The sequence below is a fragment of the Chlorobiota bacterium genome (genome assembly GCA_016710285.1).
Taxonomy (GTDB): domain Bacteria; phylum Bacteroidota; class Ignavibacteria; order OLB7; family OLB7; genus OLB7.
Map to the genome: position 1 here is coordinate 2,105,877 of JADJXR010000001.1, position 18,788 is coordinate 2,124,664.

Consider the following 18,788-nt stretch of genomic DNA (forward strand, 5'->3'; position numbering starts at 1 on the left):
TTTGGCGCGATTCTTCCCATGCCTGCTGCACCAGCCGGAAATACCGAGCAAGCCCCCCCCCGCCGCGCTCCGCATCGCGACCCGCGTCGGATCTATGTGGTTGCCGGATTCCTTCTGATCGGTTTGGCGATTGCTGCGGTTCGCTTGGTCCAACTGCAAGCCGTTGATGGCAACGACTACGCCGAAATGGCGCGCCGGCAATATGAGTCCCGTGTGGCGCTGCAAGCCGAACGTGGGACGCTCTTTGACAGAAACGGAAACCTGCTGGCCACCAACAGCACCAGCTACTCCTTTGCTGTGGACCCAACCCACGTCGAAAATCCGCGCAAGCTGGCTGCGGCATTCCAACGGGCAATGGGCGGAACCCAGCAGGAATGGCTGGGGAAGATCACACGCCGCAACACCGCGTTTGTGTGGCTTCAGCGGAAGGTGACGGGTGAGGCACTGGCGACCTTGAAGGACCTGGACGACAACGGGCTGATAATCATCAAAGAACCGCTGCGCCACTTTGAGTATGCCACGCTGGGGGCGCAAGCAATCGGTTGCACCGACGTGGATAACAACGGGCTGAGCGGTGTGGAGCTTTTCTACAACCAACAGCTTCGCGGTGCCGATGGCTTCATGGTGATGCAGCGCGACGCACGCGGCCGCCGCCGCCCCGATGCCGACCTTCCCCTTGCCAAACCGGAGCATGGCGAAGGGCTGATGCTGACCTTGGATATCAACGTGCAAGGCATTGTCGAGGATGAGTTGCGGAAAGGGGTGGAACGCGCCGGCGCGGCTTCGGGAACGGCCATTGCAATGGACCCGCGAACCGGGGAAATTCTTGCAATCGCAAGCTGGCCCAGCTTCGACCCGAACGACCCTTCGGCAGCCGAGCAATCCATGATTCGCGTTCGCGCAATCACCGACACCTACGAGCCAGGCTCCACCATGAAAATCGTGACCGCTGCTGCGGCCATTGAGGAAGGCGCGGTGGCACTGCCGGACAGCATCAATGCCGAAGGGGGGGAATATCAGCTTGGCAATCACACCATCCGCGATGACCATCCGATGGGGATGGCCAGCTTCCGAACTGCGTTCGAGGAATCTAGCAACATCGTCTTCGCCAAAGTTGCTTCGCGGCTTCCCGCGCCACGCTTCTACAAATACGTGCGCGACTTCGGGTTCGGCATCATCAGCGGGATTGATCTTCCCGGCGAAGCCCGCGGCGAAGTGAAAAAGCCGGATGAGTTCAGCGAGGGGACGCAGGAGTTCATGGCATTCGGCTACCAGCTTGCCGTAACGCCGCTGCAACTGGTTTCCGCCTGCGCCACAATCGCCAACGGCGGCGTGATGATGAAGCCGCACGTGCTGAAACGGCGCATCAACAAGGAGCAGGAGGTTATCGAGGAAGTGATGCCGCAGGAGATTCGCCAGGTGGTAAGCCGCGAAACCGCCGACAGCGTTCGCGCCTTGATGGAAGGGGTGGTGCAGTTCGGCACCGGAAAGGAAGCACGGGTTGACGGCCTGCGAATCGCCGGCAAAACCGGAACGGCCCAACAGCTTGCCAACGGAACCTACTCCAAGGAGAAATACAACGCCTCGTTCGTTGGGTTCTTCCCCGCCGACGACCCGCAAGTTGCGTTGCTGGTGCTGTTGGATTCTCCAACCAATGGCTACTACGGCGGGCAGGTTGCCGCGCCAATTTTTCGGGAGATAGCGCGGCGGATTATGGGCGTTGGATCCACACCGGCCGAACCGCAATTCCAAATGGCCGCAAGCGACACGATTGCAACGCGGTACGTTGGCTCGGCAACGCTTCACGCCCCCGAGCTGCGCGGCATTCAGGCCGATGCCGCAGCGGAGATTGCCCGCAAACTTGGATTCCGGGTGGTGCGGCGTGGGGCGGGAAACTTGGTGATGACGCAATCCCCAATGCCCGGCGCGTTGGTTGAGCATCGCGGAATCATCATGCTGGAAACGGAGTCGCCGCAATCAACCGGGGCATTGCCCAATCTTCAAGGGCTTCCGTTGCGCCGCGCGCTCAACATCCTGAACGCCTGCCGCGCCAAGCCAAAAGTTGCCGGAAGCGGAATCGTGCAAACGCAGTATCCGCCCCCGGGAACGCCGATCCGAGCAAATATGGAGGTCCGGATAGAAGGGCGGAGATGATGAAGTGGATAACAAAGCAGCCGCAGCAGAAGCACCAAAAGTGCGGCAACCAATTCCCAACAACCGATTGTTCCGATACCTGAGTTCCTTTGCCCAACGTGATTGACCTGCAAACCATACTGGCTCCTGTTGAAGGGCTTCGCGAGCTGCGGGGGGACCGAACGCTTCCGGTTACGGGAATCCGGCACGACAGCCGCACGGTGGCCGCCGGGGATATGTACGTGGCAATCAACGGGCGCGACGACCAGGGCCTTCGCTACGTTCCCGAAGCGATTGCTGCCGGGGCAAAGATCATCGTCACCGATGCTCCCGATGCCTTGCCGATCGAAGTCCGCAGCAACGAATCCATCACCCTTGTGGTGGTTGATGATGCCCGCGCCGCAATGGGGGAAATGGCCAACCGGCTCCACAACTACCCCGCGCACCGGATGAAGGTGTTTGGCATCACCGGAACCAACGGCAAAACCACAACGGCGTGGCTGCTGCTGCAACTTCTGGAAGCTGCTGGCGAGCGGGTTGGAATGATTGGAACATTGGGGAAATATCTGCACGGAACCTTCACCCCAACCGGATACACAACCCCGGAATCCCCCGAGCTGGTGGCCTTGCTTGCGGAAATGGCCGATGCCAACTGCACCGCCGTGGTGATGGAAGTTTCCTCGCACGCGTTGGCGTTGCATCGGGTTGGTGGGGTTCGGTTCCACGCGGCAATCTTCACCAATCTGACACAGGATCATCTGGATTTTCACGGATCAATGGCTGAATATCATGATGCCAAAAAACGCCTCTTCGATCACCTGGATGCCGACCGATCCGCAGTGGTCAATCTCGACGACCTACACGGAACCACAATGGTTCGTGACAGCTACGCCAATGTCGTTGCCTACGGCGCAAAAGAAGAAGCGGACGCGCACATCGCGGAAACGGAGCTTGGGGCGGACCACACCGCCTGGACGCTGAAATTATCGGAACAGCTTGGGGGCGATACGCTGCGGCTTCGCTCGCCATTGGTTGGTGCTTTCAACATCTGGAACGCAACCGCAGCAGTTGCAACCGCGCTGACCGAAGGAATGGAGAAAGCCTTGTTGGTCCAGACCGTTCGCCAGCTTCGCCCGGTTCCTGGAAGAATGGAAACCATCCCCCTTCCGAACGGAGCCGTTGCCGTGGTGGATTACGCCCACACCCCCGATGCCCTTGCCAAAGCCCTATCAACGCTGCGCCAGATTAGCGGCACAGGAACGCTGACGGTGGTGTTCGGCTGCGGCGGGGACCGCGACCGCACGAAGCGGCCAATCATGGGCCAGCTGGCCGCACGCCTTGCCGACCGTGTGATACTTACCAGCGACAACCCCCGCAGCGAAGACCCAGAAGCGATTCTGGACCAGATCGCTGCCGGAATCGCGCCCGACGCGCCAGCCGCTGCGGCAGTGGTCCGGATTAGCGACCGCGCCACGGCCATCCGCACGGCACTAAGCGGCGCACACGCGGGCGACGTTCTGCTGGTTGCCGGGAAAGGGCATGAAGATTACCAGATCATCGGCACGCAAAAAACGTATTTCGATGATGGTGAGGTTGTTCGCAATTGGGCAGCGGCGCAATCGGCGGCGCAGCTTCAGCAACCCCAGGAGCTGGCTTCATGAGTCTGTTCGGTACGGTTCGCAATCTGCTGAATATCCTGTGCGCCGAAGCTGCAGCCGAAGCCGCAGCCCAGCCACAGTTTGTTGGTCCAACCGCCGCGCTTCGCCGTAGCGTCCGCGGGGTTTCCACCGACACACGCTCTTTGAAAAAAGGAGATGCCTTTGTTGCGCTGGCCGGGGAGAACTTCGACGGCCACAGCTTTATCCGGACCGCAGCGGAGCGCGGGGCCGCAATCGCCATTGTTGCGAATGCTTGGAATGATGAGAGAGAGAGAGACCCCGCTCCGCTGCCGGTCATTTCCGTTGCCGATACGCTTGCGGCCTACGGCTGGCTTGCGCGGGCGCACCGCTTGCAATTCCAGATTCCGGTGATTGCCGTTGCCGGGTCCAACGGCAAGACAACCACAAAGGAGATGATCGCCGACGTTCTTTCGGCACGCTACAACGTGCTCCGGACCGAGGGGAATCTGAACAACCTTGTTGGCGTGCCGGCAATGATGCTTCGGATGAACCCGCAGCACACCGCAGCAGTGATCGAGATCGGAACAAATATGCCGGGGGAGATCGAATCGCTCTGCCGAATCCTGAGGCCAACGCACGGGATTATCACCAACATCGGGCGCGAACATCTGGAGCTGCTGGGAACAATCGAAGGGGTTGCCCAGGAGGAAGGATCGCTCTTCCGCTGGCTTGCCGCAAACGGCGGAACAGCCTTCGTCAACCTTGACGACCGCAACGTTGCCCGGCTGGCAAAAGGCTTGCCAACATCAGTAAGCTACAGCCTGCGGAAGCCGGCCGACCTGCGCGGAATTTCGGGACCGCTGAACGAACTGGGCACGCCATCGTTGGCGATTCGGTTTGGCGAAAAAGAGTGGCCGATAGCCCTGCAGACCCCGGGCGTCCACACAGCAACCAACGCCCTTGCGGCGGCGGCGGTGGGGCGGGCGCTGAAGGTTCCCCCCGCAAGCCTGAAACGCGCGCTGGAATCGTTCCAGCCACCGAAGTATAAGGGCGGCTACGCACGGCTTGCAATCGCGCAATCGGCCAGCGGGGCAACCATTCTGAACGACACGTACAACGCCAATCCCGACTCGATGCTGGCCGCGTTGCACACGCTGCGGGCACTGCGGCCAGGGCGCGGCGGAAGAAGAATCGCGGTGCTTGGCGACATGCGCGAACTGGGCGCAAGCTCCGCAACCGAGCATCAGAACATCGGGGAAGCAATCCCCAAAATGAAAGTTGCCCACGCGCTGTTTTTTGGAACCGAGATGCAGCAGGCACACCGCGCCGTTGTTGCCGCGCATGGGGCAACGCAATCGCAACACTTCGCCGAAAAAAAGGGGCTGATAGCGGCACTGCAATCGCTGCTGAACCCGAACGATGTGGTCCTGGTGAAAGGCTCGCGTGGGATGAAGATGGAAGAAGTGGTGGCGGCGATAATGGATAGATAGAAAAATGGAGAGCAAGCCGAGAGTGGAGGAAATGCGCGGCGGCCATGTGCCGGACCGCTTCCGAACAACTAACTCCTGATAACCGACTTCCGACGTGCTGTACTATCTGGCCCAGTATATCAACGAATTATTCTCCCCGCCGGGGTTCGGCCTGTTCCGGTTCGTGACGTTCCGGGCCGCCGCTGCGGCGCTGACCGCGTTGCTGATTGCGTTTGTCTTTGGGCCAAAAATTATCCGCCGCCTGAAGCGGCTGCAGATCGCCGAGCAAGGGAAGAAGGAAGCTCCCAAAAGCCACATGGCCAAAGCCGGAACGCCCACCATGGGAGGCCTGATCGTCCTGCTTTCGCTGATTGTTCCCGCGCTGCTGTGGTGCGATGTCAAAAGCGCGTTTGTGATTCTTGCGGTGGTGGTGACGCTGTTTCTGGGGGGCGTTGGCTTCCTGGACGATTACCTGAAAGTGGTGAAGAAACTTCCCAAAGGATTGATTGGGCGATACAAGATCATTGGGCAAGTGGTGATTGGATTGGTGCTTGGCGGGACCATCTATTTCTTCCCGGAATGGTTCCCCGGCAATTACTCCAACATCAACACCTACAGCACGGCTCCGTTCGTGAAGGATACGCTCTTCAACTTTGGAATCCTCTATATCCCAGCGGTGATCTTCGTGCTGACGGCCACCAGCAACGCCGTCAACTTAACCGATGGATTGGACGGATTGGCAATCGGGACCGTAAGCATTGTGGCGCTGGCGGTGGCGTTGATTACCTACTTAAGCGGGAATGCGGTTGCCGCCAATTACTTGAACATCCCCCATCTGCGCGGCGTTGACGAGCTGGCGATTTTCTGCGCAGCATTGTTGGGGGCGGGGTTGGGGTTCCTTTGGTTCAATGCGTACCCTGCGCAGGTGTTCATGGGGGATACCGGGTCGCTGGCATTGGGGGGGGCAATCGGCGCAGTGATGATCCTTGTGAAAAAGGAGTACATGATCCCCGTCCTGGGTGGCATCTTCTTTGCCGAATCCCTTTCGGTGGTGGTGCAGGTTGGATACTTCAAGTACACCAAACGCCGCTACGGGCAGGGGCGAAGAATCTTCCGGCGCGCGCCGCTCCACCATCACTTTGAGGAAAAAGGGTGGCCGGAAGCGAAGATCGTCACCCGCTTCTACATCGTGGCGATTCTGCTGGCAATCTTGGGCCTGACAACATTGAAAATCCGATAGAGCAACAACGCTGAAAATCTGATAGAGCATCCGAATAGAGCAAGGGAACAACAACGCAATCAATCATGCCTACCGAAACCACATACTCAATCCTTGGCGCGGCCCGGTCGGGGCTGGCGGTGGCGGCGTTGCTTTGCCGCGAAGGGGCGCGTGTGTTCGTTAGCGATTCCAAGCCGGCCCAGGCCAACCCAACGGCCATTCCCCGGCTGGAAGCAATGGGGGCCGCCTACGAGTTCGGCGGGCATACCGAAAAAGTGCTGTTGGCCGATGTGTTGGTCCTTTCCCCTGGCGTTCCCGACACCATCCCAATCGTTCGCCAAGCGGCGGAGCGGGGGATGCGGATCACCAACGAGATTGAAATTGCCGCAAGCCGCTGCCGCGCGCCGATTATCGCAATCACCGGAACAAACGGCAAAACAACAACCACCGAGCTTGCCGGATTTATCCTTCGCGGCTCAGGGCGGAACACCTTCGTGGCCGGGAATGTTGGATTGCCGTTCAGCGAAATCGCCCTGATGGCCGATGAACAAAGCGTGGTGGTGTTGGAGCTTAGCTCCTTCCAGCTTGAGCATATCCAGACGTTCCGCCCTCGGGTGGCGATGATCCTGAACGTCACCCCCGACCATCTGGATCGCTACCCAAATTTCGAGGCTTACGTGCGGGCCAAATTCCGCATCACGATGAACCAGACCCCAGCCGATACGCTGATCTACAACGCCGACGACCACAACCTGTCGTCGCTTCCGGCCAACAGCATTGCGCGGGCAATCGGCTTCAGCCTAACGCAGGCGCTTCCCGACGGCGCGTTTGTTCGCGACGGGAAGATGATACTTCGCGCCAACGGAGAACAAGAACTTATGCACACCGACGATATCCAAATCCGTGGACCTCATAACCTGTACAACGCCATGGCCGCTGCGCTTGCGGCGCAGTCAATCGGCGTGGGGTTGGATGCAATCCGCGACGGGCTGAAAAACTTCCCGGGCGTTCCCCACAGGCTTGAGCCGGTGCGCCAGCTTGACGGGGTCCGCTACGTCAACGACAGCAAAGCCACCAACGTGGATTCCGTTTGGTACGCGCTGCAAAGTTTTGCCGAACCAATCGTGCTGATTGCCGGCGGAAAGGGGAAGCAGAACGACTACGCCCCAATCCTTCCGCTGCTTCGCAAACATGTGAAAGCCGTGGTGCTGATTGGCGACGAAGCCGCCACGATGGAGTCCGCATTTGCCGGCCACGTCCCAACCGTTCGCGCCGGGCACAGCATGGAGTTGGCGGTGGAGCAGGCTCGCAGCTTGGCTATCCCGGGCGATGTGGTTCTGCTTTCGCCGGCCTGCGCCAGCTTCGACATGTTCAACAACTTCGAGCATCGGGGTGAGGTTTTCAAAACGCTGGTGAACCAGTTGGTTCCCGCCGGGGAAGCGGTGAACTGAAATCGGCTTTGCTCACCTCGGGTCCAGAAATCGAGACTAACGACTTTCTTTTCGCAATCGAATGCCGACAACCCCATCAATAACTGCTCGCGGCCATAACGACTGGTACTTGCTGCTGGGTGTGTTGGGGCTGATGTTCTTTTCCATTGCCTTTGTCTATTCAGCTTCGGCGGGATTTGCCGACGCAAAGACGGGATCATCCGAGACGTTTTTCTGGAGCCATGCGGTGCGTGTGCTGGCCGGGATTGGGGTGATGCTTTTCTTCTCGCGGGTGGATTACCACTGGCTGGAACGGTGGTCCAAACCGATGCTGGTGCTGGCCATTGGGATGCTGCTGTTTGTGCTGTTTGAAGGGACCCGAATGAAAGGGGCAACCCGTTGGATTGACGTCGGGCTTGTCTCCTTCCAGCCGTCGGAGTTTGCAAAGTTCGCGCTGGTGATGCACCTGGGGGTGATGCTTGCCGACAAGCGGGATTACCTGAACGACCTGAAGTTCAGCTTCCTCCCGATGCTTTTCTGGACCGCGATTGTGTGCGGGTTGGTGGCCGCGCAGCCGAACCTTTCCACCACGCTGGTGATCTTCACCGTGGCAATGGGGACGCTGTTCATCGGGCGGGTCAGTTTGAAATATCTGTTGGGCGTTGCGGTTGCGGGGCTTGCCGCCGGCGCGGCCTACGCCGTCAGTGCCGAGTATCGGATGCGCCGGATTATGGCGTTCATCGGGCTGCATAGCGATGGCGGCGGCGGGGCCGAGCTTGCCAGCGGCGATAACTACCAGCTGATGCAAGGCCTGATCGCCTTCGGGTCCGGCGAGATTTTTGGGCTTGGACCCGGGCACAGCCGGCAACGATTCTTCCTCCCCGAACCGTTCGGCGATTTTATCTACTCGATTATCGGCGAGGAGTACGGGCTGGTTGGCACAATCGCAATTCTGCTGGTGTTTGGCATCATCGTCTGGCGCGGATTCCTGATTGCGCGCCAAGCCCCCGACGACGTGGGCCGCAACGTTGCCGCCGGCGTGACGCTGATACTGGGGACCTACGCCGTTATCAACGCTTGCGTCACCACGGGGCTGCTGCCAACAACCGGTTTGCCGATGCCGTTCATCAGCTACGGCGGAAGCTCGGTGCTGTTCAGCGCGGTGGCGGTGGGGGTGCTGCTCAACATCTCGCAGCAAGCCAACGTGATGCCGCGTGAAATGCCAAGCCCAGCACTAACCGGGGTCAAAGCATGAGCAAACGCCTGCTGTTTGTTGCCGGGGGAACCGGCGGCCATTTGTTCCCCGCGCTGGCGGTGGCCGGGCGATTCCGGCAACTTCAGCCCCAGGCGGCCATTGAGTTTGTGGGGACGCGGGGAAAGATTGAGGAGAAGATTGTCCCAAGCGAAGGCTATCCGCTGAACTTCCTTTGGATTAGCGGGCTTACGCGGACCGTTTCTTTGAAAACCTTGCTCTTCCCGCTGAAAGTTGCGGTGTCGGTTGCGCAGGCGTTGCGGCTTATCGGGCGTTTCCGTCCCGATGCGGTGGTCTGCGCTGGTGCGTACGTCAGCTGGCCAATGGGGATTGCCGCACGGTTGCGCCGCGTTCCGCTGGTGCTGATGGCCAGCGATGCCCGCCCGGGTTTGGCCCTAAGCAAGCTGGCGGAAAAGGCTTCGCAGATTCACGTTGCCTTCCCTTCGGCTGCCGACCATTTCCGCAAGCTGGGGGCGCGCTGCCCAATCTTGCAAAGCGGAAACCCGGTGCGCAGCCAGCTGCTAACCCTGCCCGATGCCGCCGCCGCACGGCAGCATTTTGGGTTGGCACCGGACCGCCCAACGGTTCTGGCGTTTGGCGGGTCCCTGGGGGCGCGCTCCATCAACAACGCGCTGGATGCGGTTGCCGATAAACTCCGTGCCGATGGCGTGCAGCTTATCTGGCAAACCGGCACAAGCTATGCCGGCGGCGAACGGAAGGAGCCGGGCTTGCACCGCGCCACCTTCATCAACCAGATGGAGCTTGCCTACGCCGCTGCTGATCTTGTGGTGGCCCGCGCCGGGGCGATGACCGTAACCGAGTTGGCCGTTGTTGGGAAACCTTCGGTGCTTGTCCCGCTCCCCGTCGAGACCGTGCACCAGCGGCAAAATGCCGAAGCGATGCAGGCCGCAGGGGGGGGCGTGATGGTTCCCGATAACCAGATCGCCCAGCAACTCTACCCAGTGGTGACGGAGCTGCTTTCCAACAACCAGCGGCTGCGGCAAATGGGGGCCGCCGTTGCCACCCTGGGGGTGCGCGATGCCGATCAAAGAATTGCAGAAGCGATTGCCCAGCTTCCCTGACAAGGGATTGATAGAAAGAACAAGTAAGAAAGGTCCCGGTGGCCAAAGTGCCATCAACCAATAATTGGCGCGAACAATGCCCGAATCGTTCCGACATAAACTGGACGTTTACTACGTGGCCACCATCGCCTACGTGCTGACGCTCATCGCCTACGTGGCGGTGCGTGGTACGCTGGAGGGTGGGCGGTTCGAGGTAATCCTGCGGGACCCCATTGTGTACCTGCTGGGGGGTTGCTCGGCAGCGTCGCTGGTTGGGTTGGGGATATCGGTCCTGCTGGGGCGGCGGGTGATTGTCCGCGACACCACGTTGGTCTTCATCACGCGGTTCAAGGAGCGGGTGGTAAAGCCGGAGGATATCGAGTGGATTGGGTTCCGCCGCGAGGAAGCAAAAGTGCGCGGCGGGCGGGCGTATCCAACCGCCCGGTTCAAACTGCGAACACGCCGCCGGCTGCTGCGGTTGCGTGTGGCCAACTTCGAGCGGAAAGCCGAGCTTGCCCGCGCCCTGAAGGAGTGGGCAACCCGAAACAACGTGACGCTACGCAGGGGGAAGCGAACGCTTGACAACTGACACGATGGTGGCGCAATCTTTTCGCCAGCGTGTGGCCTTTCATTCTTGATAACAGATACTTCATAACCACGTGTTTACCAGCATACATACCGTTCATTTCGTTGGCATCGGCGGCATTGGGATGTCGGGGATTGCCGAGATTCTGCTTGACCAAGGGTTCACCGTCACCGGAAGCGACCTGGCCCGCAGCGAAGCCACCGAACGGCTGGAATCGCAAGGGGCGCGGGTGATGATTGGCCACGATGCCCAGAACGTGGTGGGTGCCGATGTCGTTGTCTATTCCAGCGCCGTCCGCCCCGATGAAAACCCGGAAACGGCCGAGGCGATCCGCCGCAAAATCCCCCTGATCCGCCGCGCCGAAATGCTGGCCGAAGTCACCCGCATGAAGTATGGCGTGGCGGTTGCCGGAACCCACGGCAAAACCACCACCACCTCCATGATCGGCCTTGTGCTGATGGAGGGTGGGATTGACCCCACGGTGATTGTTGGCGGAAAACTTAGCGGGCTTGGCGGAACAAACGCACGGCTTGGCCACGGCCAATGGACCGTGGTGGAAGCCGATGAGTTCGACCGCTCCTTCCTGACCCTTTCGCCAACAATCGCGGTAATCACAAACCTGGAACGCGAGCACCTTGACATCTACTCCGACCTGGATGACATCAAGCGGGCGTTCATCGAGTTTGCCAATAAGGTCCCGTTCTACGGCTTCACCGCGCTGTGCCTTGACGAGCCATCGCTGGTGGACATCCTTCCGCAGATGAAGCGGCGCGTGGTTAGCTACGGCTCCACCCCCCACTGCGATGTCCGCGCCGTTGACATCAGCTACCACGAGCGGACCAGCACCTTCGGCGTTATCCACAACGGCAACCGGTTGGGGGAATTGACGGTTGGCGTTCCCGGGGAGCACAACGTGAAAAACGCGCTGGCAGCCGTTACCGTTGGCCTAGAGATTGGCGTCCCGTTCCAGCATATCGCCGACGCGCTTGCACGGTTTGGCGGGGTTTATCGGCGGTTCGAGGTGAAGGGGGAAGCGGGCGGGGTGATGGTGGTGGACGACTACGCCCACCATCCCACCGAGGTGAAAGCAACGCTGGGCGCAATCCGCCAGGGATGGAACCGCAGGATCGTGGCGATTTTCCAGCCACACACCTACACCCGCACGCGAGATTTTTACGAGGAGTTCGGCAAGGCCTTGTTCAACTCCGAACTGGCCATTATCACCGATGTCTATCCGGCGCGCGAACGCCCAATCCAGGGGATCACCGGCGAGCTTATTGCCAACACTGCCGCCGGATTTGGCCACCGCAACGTGGCGTATGTGCCGGACCGCGGCAACGTTGCCGCTCACGTTCTGGGCCTTCTCCAACCTGGCGACATCGTGGTGACGATGGGTGCCGGCGACATCTGGAAGACGGCAGAGGAGTTGTTGGGAAAATTGAAAGAGAGCCAGTAGCCCTTTTTACCAGCTTGACACTCCGATGATCCCTCTTGATGATATCCGCAAAAGTTTTCGTGGCCGTATCGCCCTGAACGAACCGATGGAGCGGTACACCACCTTCCGCATCGGTGGCGCTGCGGACATCTACTTGGAGCCGTTGGACAAAGAGGATGCGCTGGCTTTGATAACCTACTTGCGCGGCCAATCACTCCCCTACGTGCTGATGGGAAACGGCAGCAACATCCTTGTTTCCGACCACGGCGTGCGCGGGGCGGTGGTGAATCTGGAGGTCGGGTTCAGCTACGTGCGGAACCAGGACGACGACGGCACGGTGGTGGCCGGCGCGGGGATCAAGCTGGCAAAGTTCGTTGACTTCTGCATCAGCAACGGCTACGCCGGAACCGAGATGCTGGCCGGAATCCCGGGAACCCTGGGGGGCGCGGTGATTATGAACGCCGGGGCCTACGGCGGCGAAATCTCCGACCACATGATTGCGGTGGAGCTGATCCGGGGCAGCAAGCTGATGACCATCAGCAAGGACGATGCTGGTTTCGCCTACCGCACCAGCACGCTGCAAGGGGATGTGATCTTGGAAGCCAGCTTCCAATTCCCCAGCGGACAGAAGGAGAACATGAAAACCATCCGGCGGCAGACGCTGCTGAAGCGGAACAGCTCGCAGCCGGTTCAGTGGGGGAACGCCGGAAGCATCTTCAAAAATCCCAAAGGGGATTTTGCGGCCCGGTTGATCCAAGAGTGTGGGCTGAAAGGAACAATCATCGGCGGGGCGCAGATCAGCGATCTGCACGCCAATTTCATCATCAATCGCGGCCAAGCCACCGCCGCCGATGTGATGGCCCTGATCCACGTGGCCCGCCAAGCGGTCTTTGAAAAATTTGCTATCGAACTGGAGTTGGAGGTGAAGCTGATTGGGGATTGGGAAGCGGGGATTGGGGGGCGGGGATCGGGGGGCGGGGATTGGGGGACGGGGATTGGGGGATAGAGAGAGAAGAGGGAAGAGAGAGGAGAGAAGTTTTGCAGGCGGAGTACTCTGCGGCAGCGATCAACGGTTAGCAACTGACGTTTTTTTTTGACAGCCAATCCAGCAACGTGAAAGCCCGACGCAAACAGATCGCCAAGAAGAAGCCCCGCAGCCGCGACGACTCGCGGCGGTTTGCCACGGCAGTGTCGGTGGGGTTGCTGATTGCGGGGGGGGTGGCCGGGCTGGTGGCCGTGGCCAACAAGTGGATGAAACGCGAACCGCTGGAGCAGATTCGGATTGTTGGAAGGCACGTGTTGGACTCGGCCGAGGTGGTTCAGAAAGCTGCAATCCCCGACAGCCTTCCTCTTGGCAAACTGAACTTGAAGGAGATCGAGACGCGGCTGATTGGCCACCCTTTCATTACCGATGCTTCGGTTTATCGGGAAGAACAGGGGACGCTGGTTCTGCAAATCCAGGAGTGCGCGCCGGTTGCGGTGGCGTTTGTTGGCGGCGCACCGGTTTATCTGGATTCCGCCGGGATCACGCTCCCGTTCCGATTCAGCAGCGCGGCCTTCGACGTCCCGCTCCTTGGCGGAATCAGCAACGGGCGGAAGGTGGATAGCCTGCAAGGGGTGGAGGCCATCGGGGTGGTGAAGGCGATTCGGGAGTTCGACCCAGCACTCTACCAGCAGATTTCCGAGATACGGCGCGAGCCAACGGGCCAGTACACGCTTCTGTTTGCCGATGGCGGCATCCCGATTCGGGCCGGGGTCGCCGCAGAAATCCCGAGGCATCTGAAGAAGTTGGACCTGTTCTGGCGGACGGTGCTGCTTACCGAGGGGGCGGCCAGCATTCAATCCATAGACCTTCGGTGGCAGGGGCAAGTGGTGGTGAAAAAACGCACCGGGGAAAACGCCTAAAACAATCCCGGCAAGCATTCAAACAAAGCAACACGACTTCGATAAAAAGAAGTAGAGATAGATAGAGCGAGACAACCGACCCAATGTCCAGAATACAGCATATCAACGGAACAACGATGAACGGTTCAGGGACCAATGCATCAGGGCGCGACCCGCGCGAAATCGTTGTGGGGCTTGACTTCGGCACCAGCAAGGTGTGCGCGATTGTGGCCGAACGAAACGATGATTACCCGGGCGGAATCCACGTCCTCGGGATTGGCCACACTCCATCGGAGGGGCTGAACCGCGGCGTTGTGGTCAACATCGAAAAAACGGTCCGCTCGGTGGAACGTGCTGTCGAGCTTGCCCAATCGCAGTCCGGCGTGAAGATCACCTCCGTCTCGGTTGGCATTGCTGGGGACCATATCCAATCATTCCCCAGCCGTGGCGTGGTGACAATCTCCAACCCCGACCGCGTGGTGACGCAGCAGGACATGGAGCGATTGATGGAGGACGCAAAGCGGGTGAACATCCCCGCCGACCGCCGCATCCTTCATGTGATCCCGCAGGAGTACATCGTGGACGGGCAAGATGGCATCTACGATCCGGTGGGGATGTCGGGGTTGCGGGTGGAGGTGAACGTCCACATCATCACCGGCTTGGTGACCGCCGCGCAAAACATCTACCGCTGTGTGGAGCGTGCCGGGCTGGCCGTGAACGACATCGTTCTTGAGCCGCTTGCCAGCAGCTACGCCGTGTTGGACGACGACGAAAAAGAGGTGGGCGTTGCGCTGGTTGACATCGGTGGCGGGACCACCGACATCGCGGTGTTCGAGGATAAAACCATCCGCCACACAGCGGTGATTGGAATGGCAGGGCGGATGCTGACCGACGACATCCGCAAAGTGCTGGGAATCATTGGCGACCAGGCCGAGCGGGTCAAGCGGGAGTACGGCTACGCGATGGAGGAGATGGTGCTGAACGATGAGGTGTTTATGATTCCGGGAATCGGCGGGCGGAAGCCGATGGAGATCAGCAAACGGACCCTTGCCCAAATCATCCAGCCACGGATGGAGGAAATCCTTGAGTTCGTGATGCTGGAGCTGAAAAAATCGGGCTATCTGCGGCGGCTTTCCGCCGGGGTGGTCCTGACCGGTGGCGGCGCGCTGCTTCGCGGCATGGCCGACCTTGCCCAGCAAGTCCTGGGGCTTCCGGTCAAGGTCGGGATTCCGGCGGGGCTGGGGGGGTCCGCACTTGCGCCCGAGGTGGAAAGCCCAATCTACTCCACCGCCGTGGGGCTGGTGCTTCATGCTTTCGAGAATCAACAACATCAACCAATCATCATCGAGGAGCCACCCAGCGAGCATCAGGAGGAGGAGGAAGAGCCACGCGGCATCTCCATCTTCTCCAGAATGAAGCGATTCTTAGACGAATTTTAAGACAACAAGCATCCCCGCCGAACAGGAACCAATCCATCCGGTTCGGCCCCGGGGAGAACCAATCCAAGATAGACATTCACAGTACCTACTTTCTCAACTACCAAGGGGGACCGCTATGATCGAACTCGATCGTACCACCGAAGAACACTACGGCGCAAAACTCAGAATCATCGGCGTTGGTGGCGGCGGAGGAAATGCCGTCAACAGCATGATTGACCGTGGGCTTGCCGGCTGCGAGTTTATGGTTGTCAACACCGATGTGCAGGCGTTGCAGAACAGCCTGTCGCCCATTCGCGTCCAGGTTGGGCGCCAACTTACACGCGGGTTGGGGGCGGGGGCAACCCCAACCGTGGGACGCGATGCCGTCCTGGAAAACCGCGATGAAATCCACCAAGCATTGCATGGGGCCGACATGGTGTTTGTCACCTGCGGCATGGGCGGGGGGACCGGAACCGGCGGCGCGCCAGTGGTGGCGGAAATCGCCAAAGCTGCCGGCGCGTTGGTGGTGGGCGTTGTCACACGCCCATTCGACTGGGAGGGGAAAAGGCGGAAGGACCAGGCCGAGCTTGGAATCAAGGAACTGAAGCAGCACGTTGACACGCTGATTGTGGTTCCAAACCAAAAACTTCTTTCCATCATTGACAAGCGCGTTGGATTCCGCGACGCGTTCCGCTTGGTGGATGATGTTCTGTACAACGCCACGCGCGGCATTGCCGAGATCATCACCGGCCACGGCGTGGTGAACGTTGACTTTGCCGACGTGCGCACCGTGATGAAGGACATGGGGGAAGCATTGATGGGAACCGGAATCGCCAACGGCGAATACCGCGCAACCGAGGCCGCCCAGAACGCCATCTCGTCGCCACTGCTGGAAGGCATTTCAATCTCCGGCGCCGAAGGGGTGCTGATTAACATCGCCGCCAGCAGCAACATGACCATGATGGAAGTTGACGAAGCCGTCAAAGTGGTGTACGATGCCGTTGGTTCCGATGCCAACATCATCTTCGGTGTGGTGCTGAACGATGACCTGGCCGACCAAATGATGGTGACGGTGATTGCCACCGGGTTCAACAAAGCCAAGGAGAACAAGGTCCAGCAGCCCGCCGAAGCCAGCTGGCAGAACAACGGATTCCGCCCGCAACAAGTGGCCCAGCAACAGGCGGCCCAGCCAATGGTCCACCAGACGCAGCAGCCGATTCAACAGCCCCCCCAGCCCAGCATCCGCACGGCGTACCCGTTCCCACACGAAGGAAGCCGCGTGCCGATTGGGCAAGAGGAGCTTGAGCAATACAACGAGCCGGCAGTGATGCGCCGGGGATCGGTTGGCATCCACCGTGGTGGGTTCGACATCCGCCGCCAGGATGCCGAGGCAAACGCAAACCCAGAGCAACAAGAACAGCAGGAGCAGCAGCACGAACGCCGCCGCCAAGCTGTTGAAAAACCAGCGTTCCTACGGAGGATCATGGATTAAGCGCGACTGATACATTGTTGGTTGAGGACAACGCCCGTTGCCGCCCGGTTCCCGCCGGACGCAACGGGCGTTGATATCAGGGCCATCGCCAACAATTCACTGGTAGAACCTCCACCGCTTCCCTTGCCCCTTTTCCCTGCTCCGTCCGCCACGTAGCATCTTTTACCATTATTCGGCACCGATTATTCATCGGCGTGTGCCAATTTGGTTTCCGGCCTGCGCTGCCCCTTGCTCAATTGCTTCGGCAACTCCATTTTACCGGCCAATACTTCCGATTGATGCTGATGAGACTTTCCACAACCCGTTCGGCGGCCCTGCCGATGCTGTTCCTTCTTGGCTCCCTGTGGCTAACGTCATGTGGCGGTGACGACGGTCCCACCGCCCCGCCGCCAGTGGTGATCCCTGGTGCTTCCGAGCCGATCATCTACTCAAAACATATCCAACCGATTTGGGAAAACAGTTGCGCCGGAAGCGGATGCCACATGAACGGCGACCGCGGCGGCGGGCTTGCTCTGGAGACGTGGGACGACTTGGTTGCTGGGGCTAAGTTTGGCGGCGTGGTGGTCCCGTTCTCTCCGCGAAAAAGCTACCTGCTTCACAACATCAACACCGACACCGCGTTGGCCCCGGTGGCAATCACCCGAATGCCCCTAAGCCGCGACCCAATCCCAATGGAGCAAGTGTTGGTGGTGAAACGTTGGATTGAAGAAGGCGCGAAAAACGATCAAGGGGAAATCCCCTACGGCGGGCCCAACCGCAAACGGATGTTCATTGGCGCACAAAGCGAGGACAAGGTGACGGTGGTGGATCTGGAGAAAATGACGGTGGCACGCTACATCAGCGTTGGCACCTTGCCCGACGCAACCACCCCCCCGGAAAGCCCCCACAACGTCCTCCTCTCGCCCGATGGCCGCTCCCTGTTTGTGAACCTGATTGTTCGCGGACGCATCGAGAAATATGATGCCAGCACCTTCGAGAAATTGGGGGAGACCGGTGTGGGGAACCAGCCCGCGCAGATCATCACCACTCGCGACGGCACAACGCTCTACGTCTCCAACTTCAGCTACACCGGTGCCCCTACCTACATTGTTCGTGTGGATGCGGCAACGATGCGCGTCACCGACACCATCTACGATGTTGGATATGCCCCCCACAGCCTTGTTCTTAGCAGTGATGAACGATTCCTTTACTCCATTAACCCTGGCGGGGAAGATGTCACCGAGGTGGATTTATCAACAAAGGGGGTGGTGCGGCGGTTCCCCATTTCGCCGGGGCTTCCGGTGAATCCAATTGGTGGGGTGAAGTACGAGCCGTACCACGGCGTTCTGTCGGCTGATGGAAAGAACCTGCTGGTGACCTGCCGCCAAAGCAGCGAGGTGCGGATTATTGACCTTGCCACCGGAACCGTTACCGACAGCATCCCCGTTGGCCGGTCCCCGCTGATCTGCGGCCTGGCCCCGAATGGGCGCGATTTGTGGGTGCCAAATTCTGGCGCAAGCAGTGTCTCCATTATTGACCTTGCCTCGCGCACGGTAATCGCCACCGTCCCGGGCTTGCTCACCCAGCCCCACGCCGTGGCCTTCAGTGCCGACGGCAAGAAGGCGTTTGTAAGTTGCGAGAACCGGAGCGGAGGATCATCCTCCCACCATCCGGTTGCGGGCGAGGAGAAAGCGCCGGGGATTCTGTACGTGATAGATACCTCAACGCTCAACATCCTGAAGCAGTTCGACATCGGCTCGTTCGCCACGGGGATTGCCGTGCAGCAATAACGCTTGCCTGCGGCATTATCG

At 59.9% G+C, this 18,788-nt stretch carries 14 protein-coding genes; all 14 read left to right on the top strand.

The genetic code is table 11. The features are described from left to right. Positions 1-18: 18 nt before the first annotated feature. The 14 genes from IPM61_07585 to IPM61_07650 all read left to right on the top strand — a co-directional run bounded on the left by IPM61_07585 (position 19) and on the right by IPM61_07650 (position 18,767). Positions 19-2,154 carry a hypothetical protein gene (locus tag IPM61_07585; GenBank protein ID MBK8911178.1) on the top strand — a complete coding sequence of 712 codons (2,136 nt, stop codon included), beginning with the start codon at positions 19-21 and terminating at the stop codon, positions 2,152-2,154. An 89-nt stretch (positions 2,155-2,243) separates the two neighbouring features. Beyond that, on the top strand, positions 2,244-3,794 hold the full coding sequence (locus IPM61_07590) for a UDP-N-acetylmuramoyl-L-alanyl-D-glutamate--2,6-diaminopimelate ligase (protein MBK8911179.1): 1,551 nt from the start codon (positions 2,244-2,246) through the stop codon (positions 3,792-3,794). Next, positions 3,791-5,242 carry a UDP-N-acetylmuramoyl-tripeptide--D-alanyl-D-alanine ligase gene (locus tag IPM61_07595; protein MBK8911180.1) on the top strand — a complete coding sequence of 484 codons (1,452 nt, stop codon included), beginning with the start codon at positions 3,791-3,793 and terminating at the stop codon, positions 5,240-5,242. The genes IPM61_07590 and IPM61_07595 overlap by 4 nt, the downstream gene beginning before the upstream one ends. A gap of 94 nt (positions 5,243-5,336) precedes the next feature. Then, entirely contained in the window at positions 5,337-6,461 is a 1,125-nt protein-coding gene (locus tag IPM61_07600; GenBank protein ID MBK8911181.1) for a phospho-N-acetylmuramoyl-pentapeptide-transferase, read from the top strand. A 65-nt stretch (positions 6,462-6,526) separates the two neighbouring features. Further along, positions 6,527-7,891, top strand: coding sequence for a UDP-N-acetylmuramoyl-L-alanine--D-glutamate ligase (locus tag IPM61_07605; GenBank protein ID MBK8911182.1), 1,365 nt, complete (start codon positions 6,527-6,529; stop codon positions 7,889-7,891). 61 nt (positions 7,892-7,952) lie between these two features. After that, positions 7,953-9,125 (top strand): cell division protein FtsW, encoded by a 1,173-nt coding sequence (locus IPM61_07610; GenBank protein MBK8911183.1) that lies wholly within the window; start codon positions 7,953-7,955, stop codon positions 9,123-9,125. Continuing rightward, positions 9,122-10,204: an undecaprenyldiphospho-muramoylpentapeptide beta-N-acetylglucosaminyltransferase gene (gene murG / locus IPM61_07615; protein ID MBK8911184.1), complete on the top strand. Its 1,083-nt coding sequence runs from the start codon at positions 9,122-9,124 to the stop codon at positions 10,202-10,204. Before IPM61_07610 ends, murG begins: the two co-directional genes overlap by 4 nt. Positions 10,205-10,280: 76 nt before the next feature. After that, positions 10,281-10,772, top strand: coding sequence for a hypothetical protein (locus tag IPM61_07620; protein ID MBK8911185.1), 492 nt, complete (start codon positions 10,281-10,283; stop codon positions 10,770-10,772). A 70-nt stretch (positions 10,773-10,842) separates the two neighbouring features. Next, entirely contained in the window at positions 10,843-12,225 is a 1,383-nt protein-coding gene (locus IPM61_07625) for a UDP-N-acetylmuramate--L-alanine ligase (GenBank protein ID MBK8911186.1), read from the top strand. A gap of 25 nt (positions 12,226-12,250) precedes the next feature. Beyond that, complete coding sequence (gene murB / locus IPM61_07630) at positions 12,251-13,210, top strand: UDP-N-acetylmuramate dehydrogenase (GenBank protein MBK8911187.1); 960 nt, start codon at positions 12,251-12,253, stop codon at positions 13,208-13,210. Positions 13,211-13,317: 107 nt separating this feature from the next. Next, positions 13,318-14,109, top strand: a complete 792-nt coding sequence (locus IPM61_07635) for an FtsQ-type POTRA domain-containing protein (protein MBK8911188.1) — start codon at positions 13,318-13,320, stop codon at positions 14,107-14,109. Positions 14,110-14,225: 116 nt separating this feature from the next. Further along, positions 14,226-15,527, top strand: a complete 1,302-nt coding sequence (gene ftsA / locus IPM61_07640) for a cell division protein FtsA (GenBank protein ID MBK8911189.1) — start codon at positions 14,226-14,228, stop codon at positions 15,525-15,527. 115 nt (positions 15,528-15,642) lie between these two features. After that, positions 15,643-16,998: a cell division protein FtsZ gene (gene ftsZ, locus IPM61_07645; GenBank protein MBK8911190.1), complete on the top strand. Its 1,356-nt coding sequence runs from the start codon at positions 15,643-15,645 to the stop codon at positions 16,996-16,998. Between the two features lie 284 nt (positions 16,999-17,282). Then, positions 17,283-18,767 (top strand): hypothetical protein, encoded by a 1,485-nt coding sequence (locus IPM61_07650; GenBank protein MBK8911191.1) that lies wholly within the window; start codon positions 17,283-17,285, stop codon positions 18,765-18,767. Positions 18,768-18,788 lie beyond the last annotated feature (21 nt).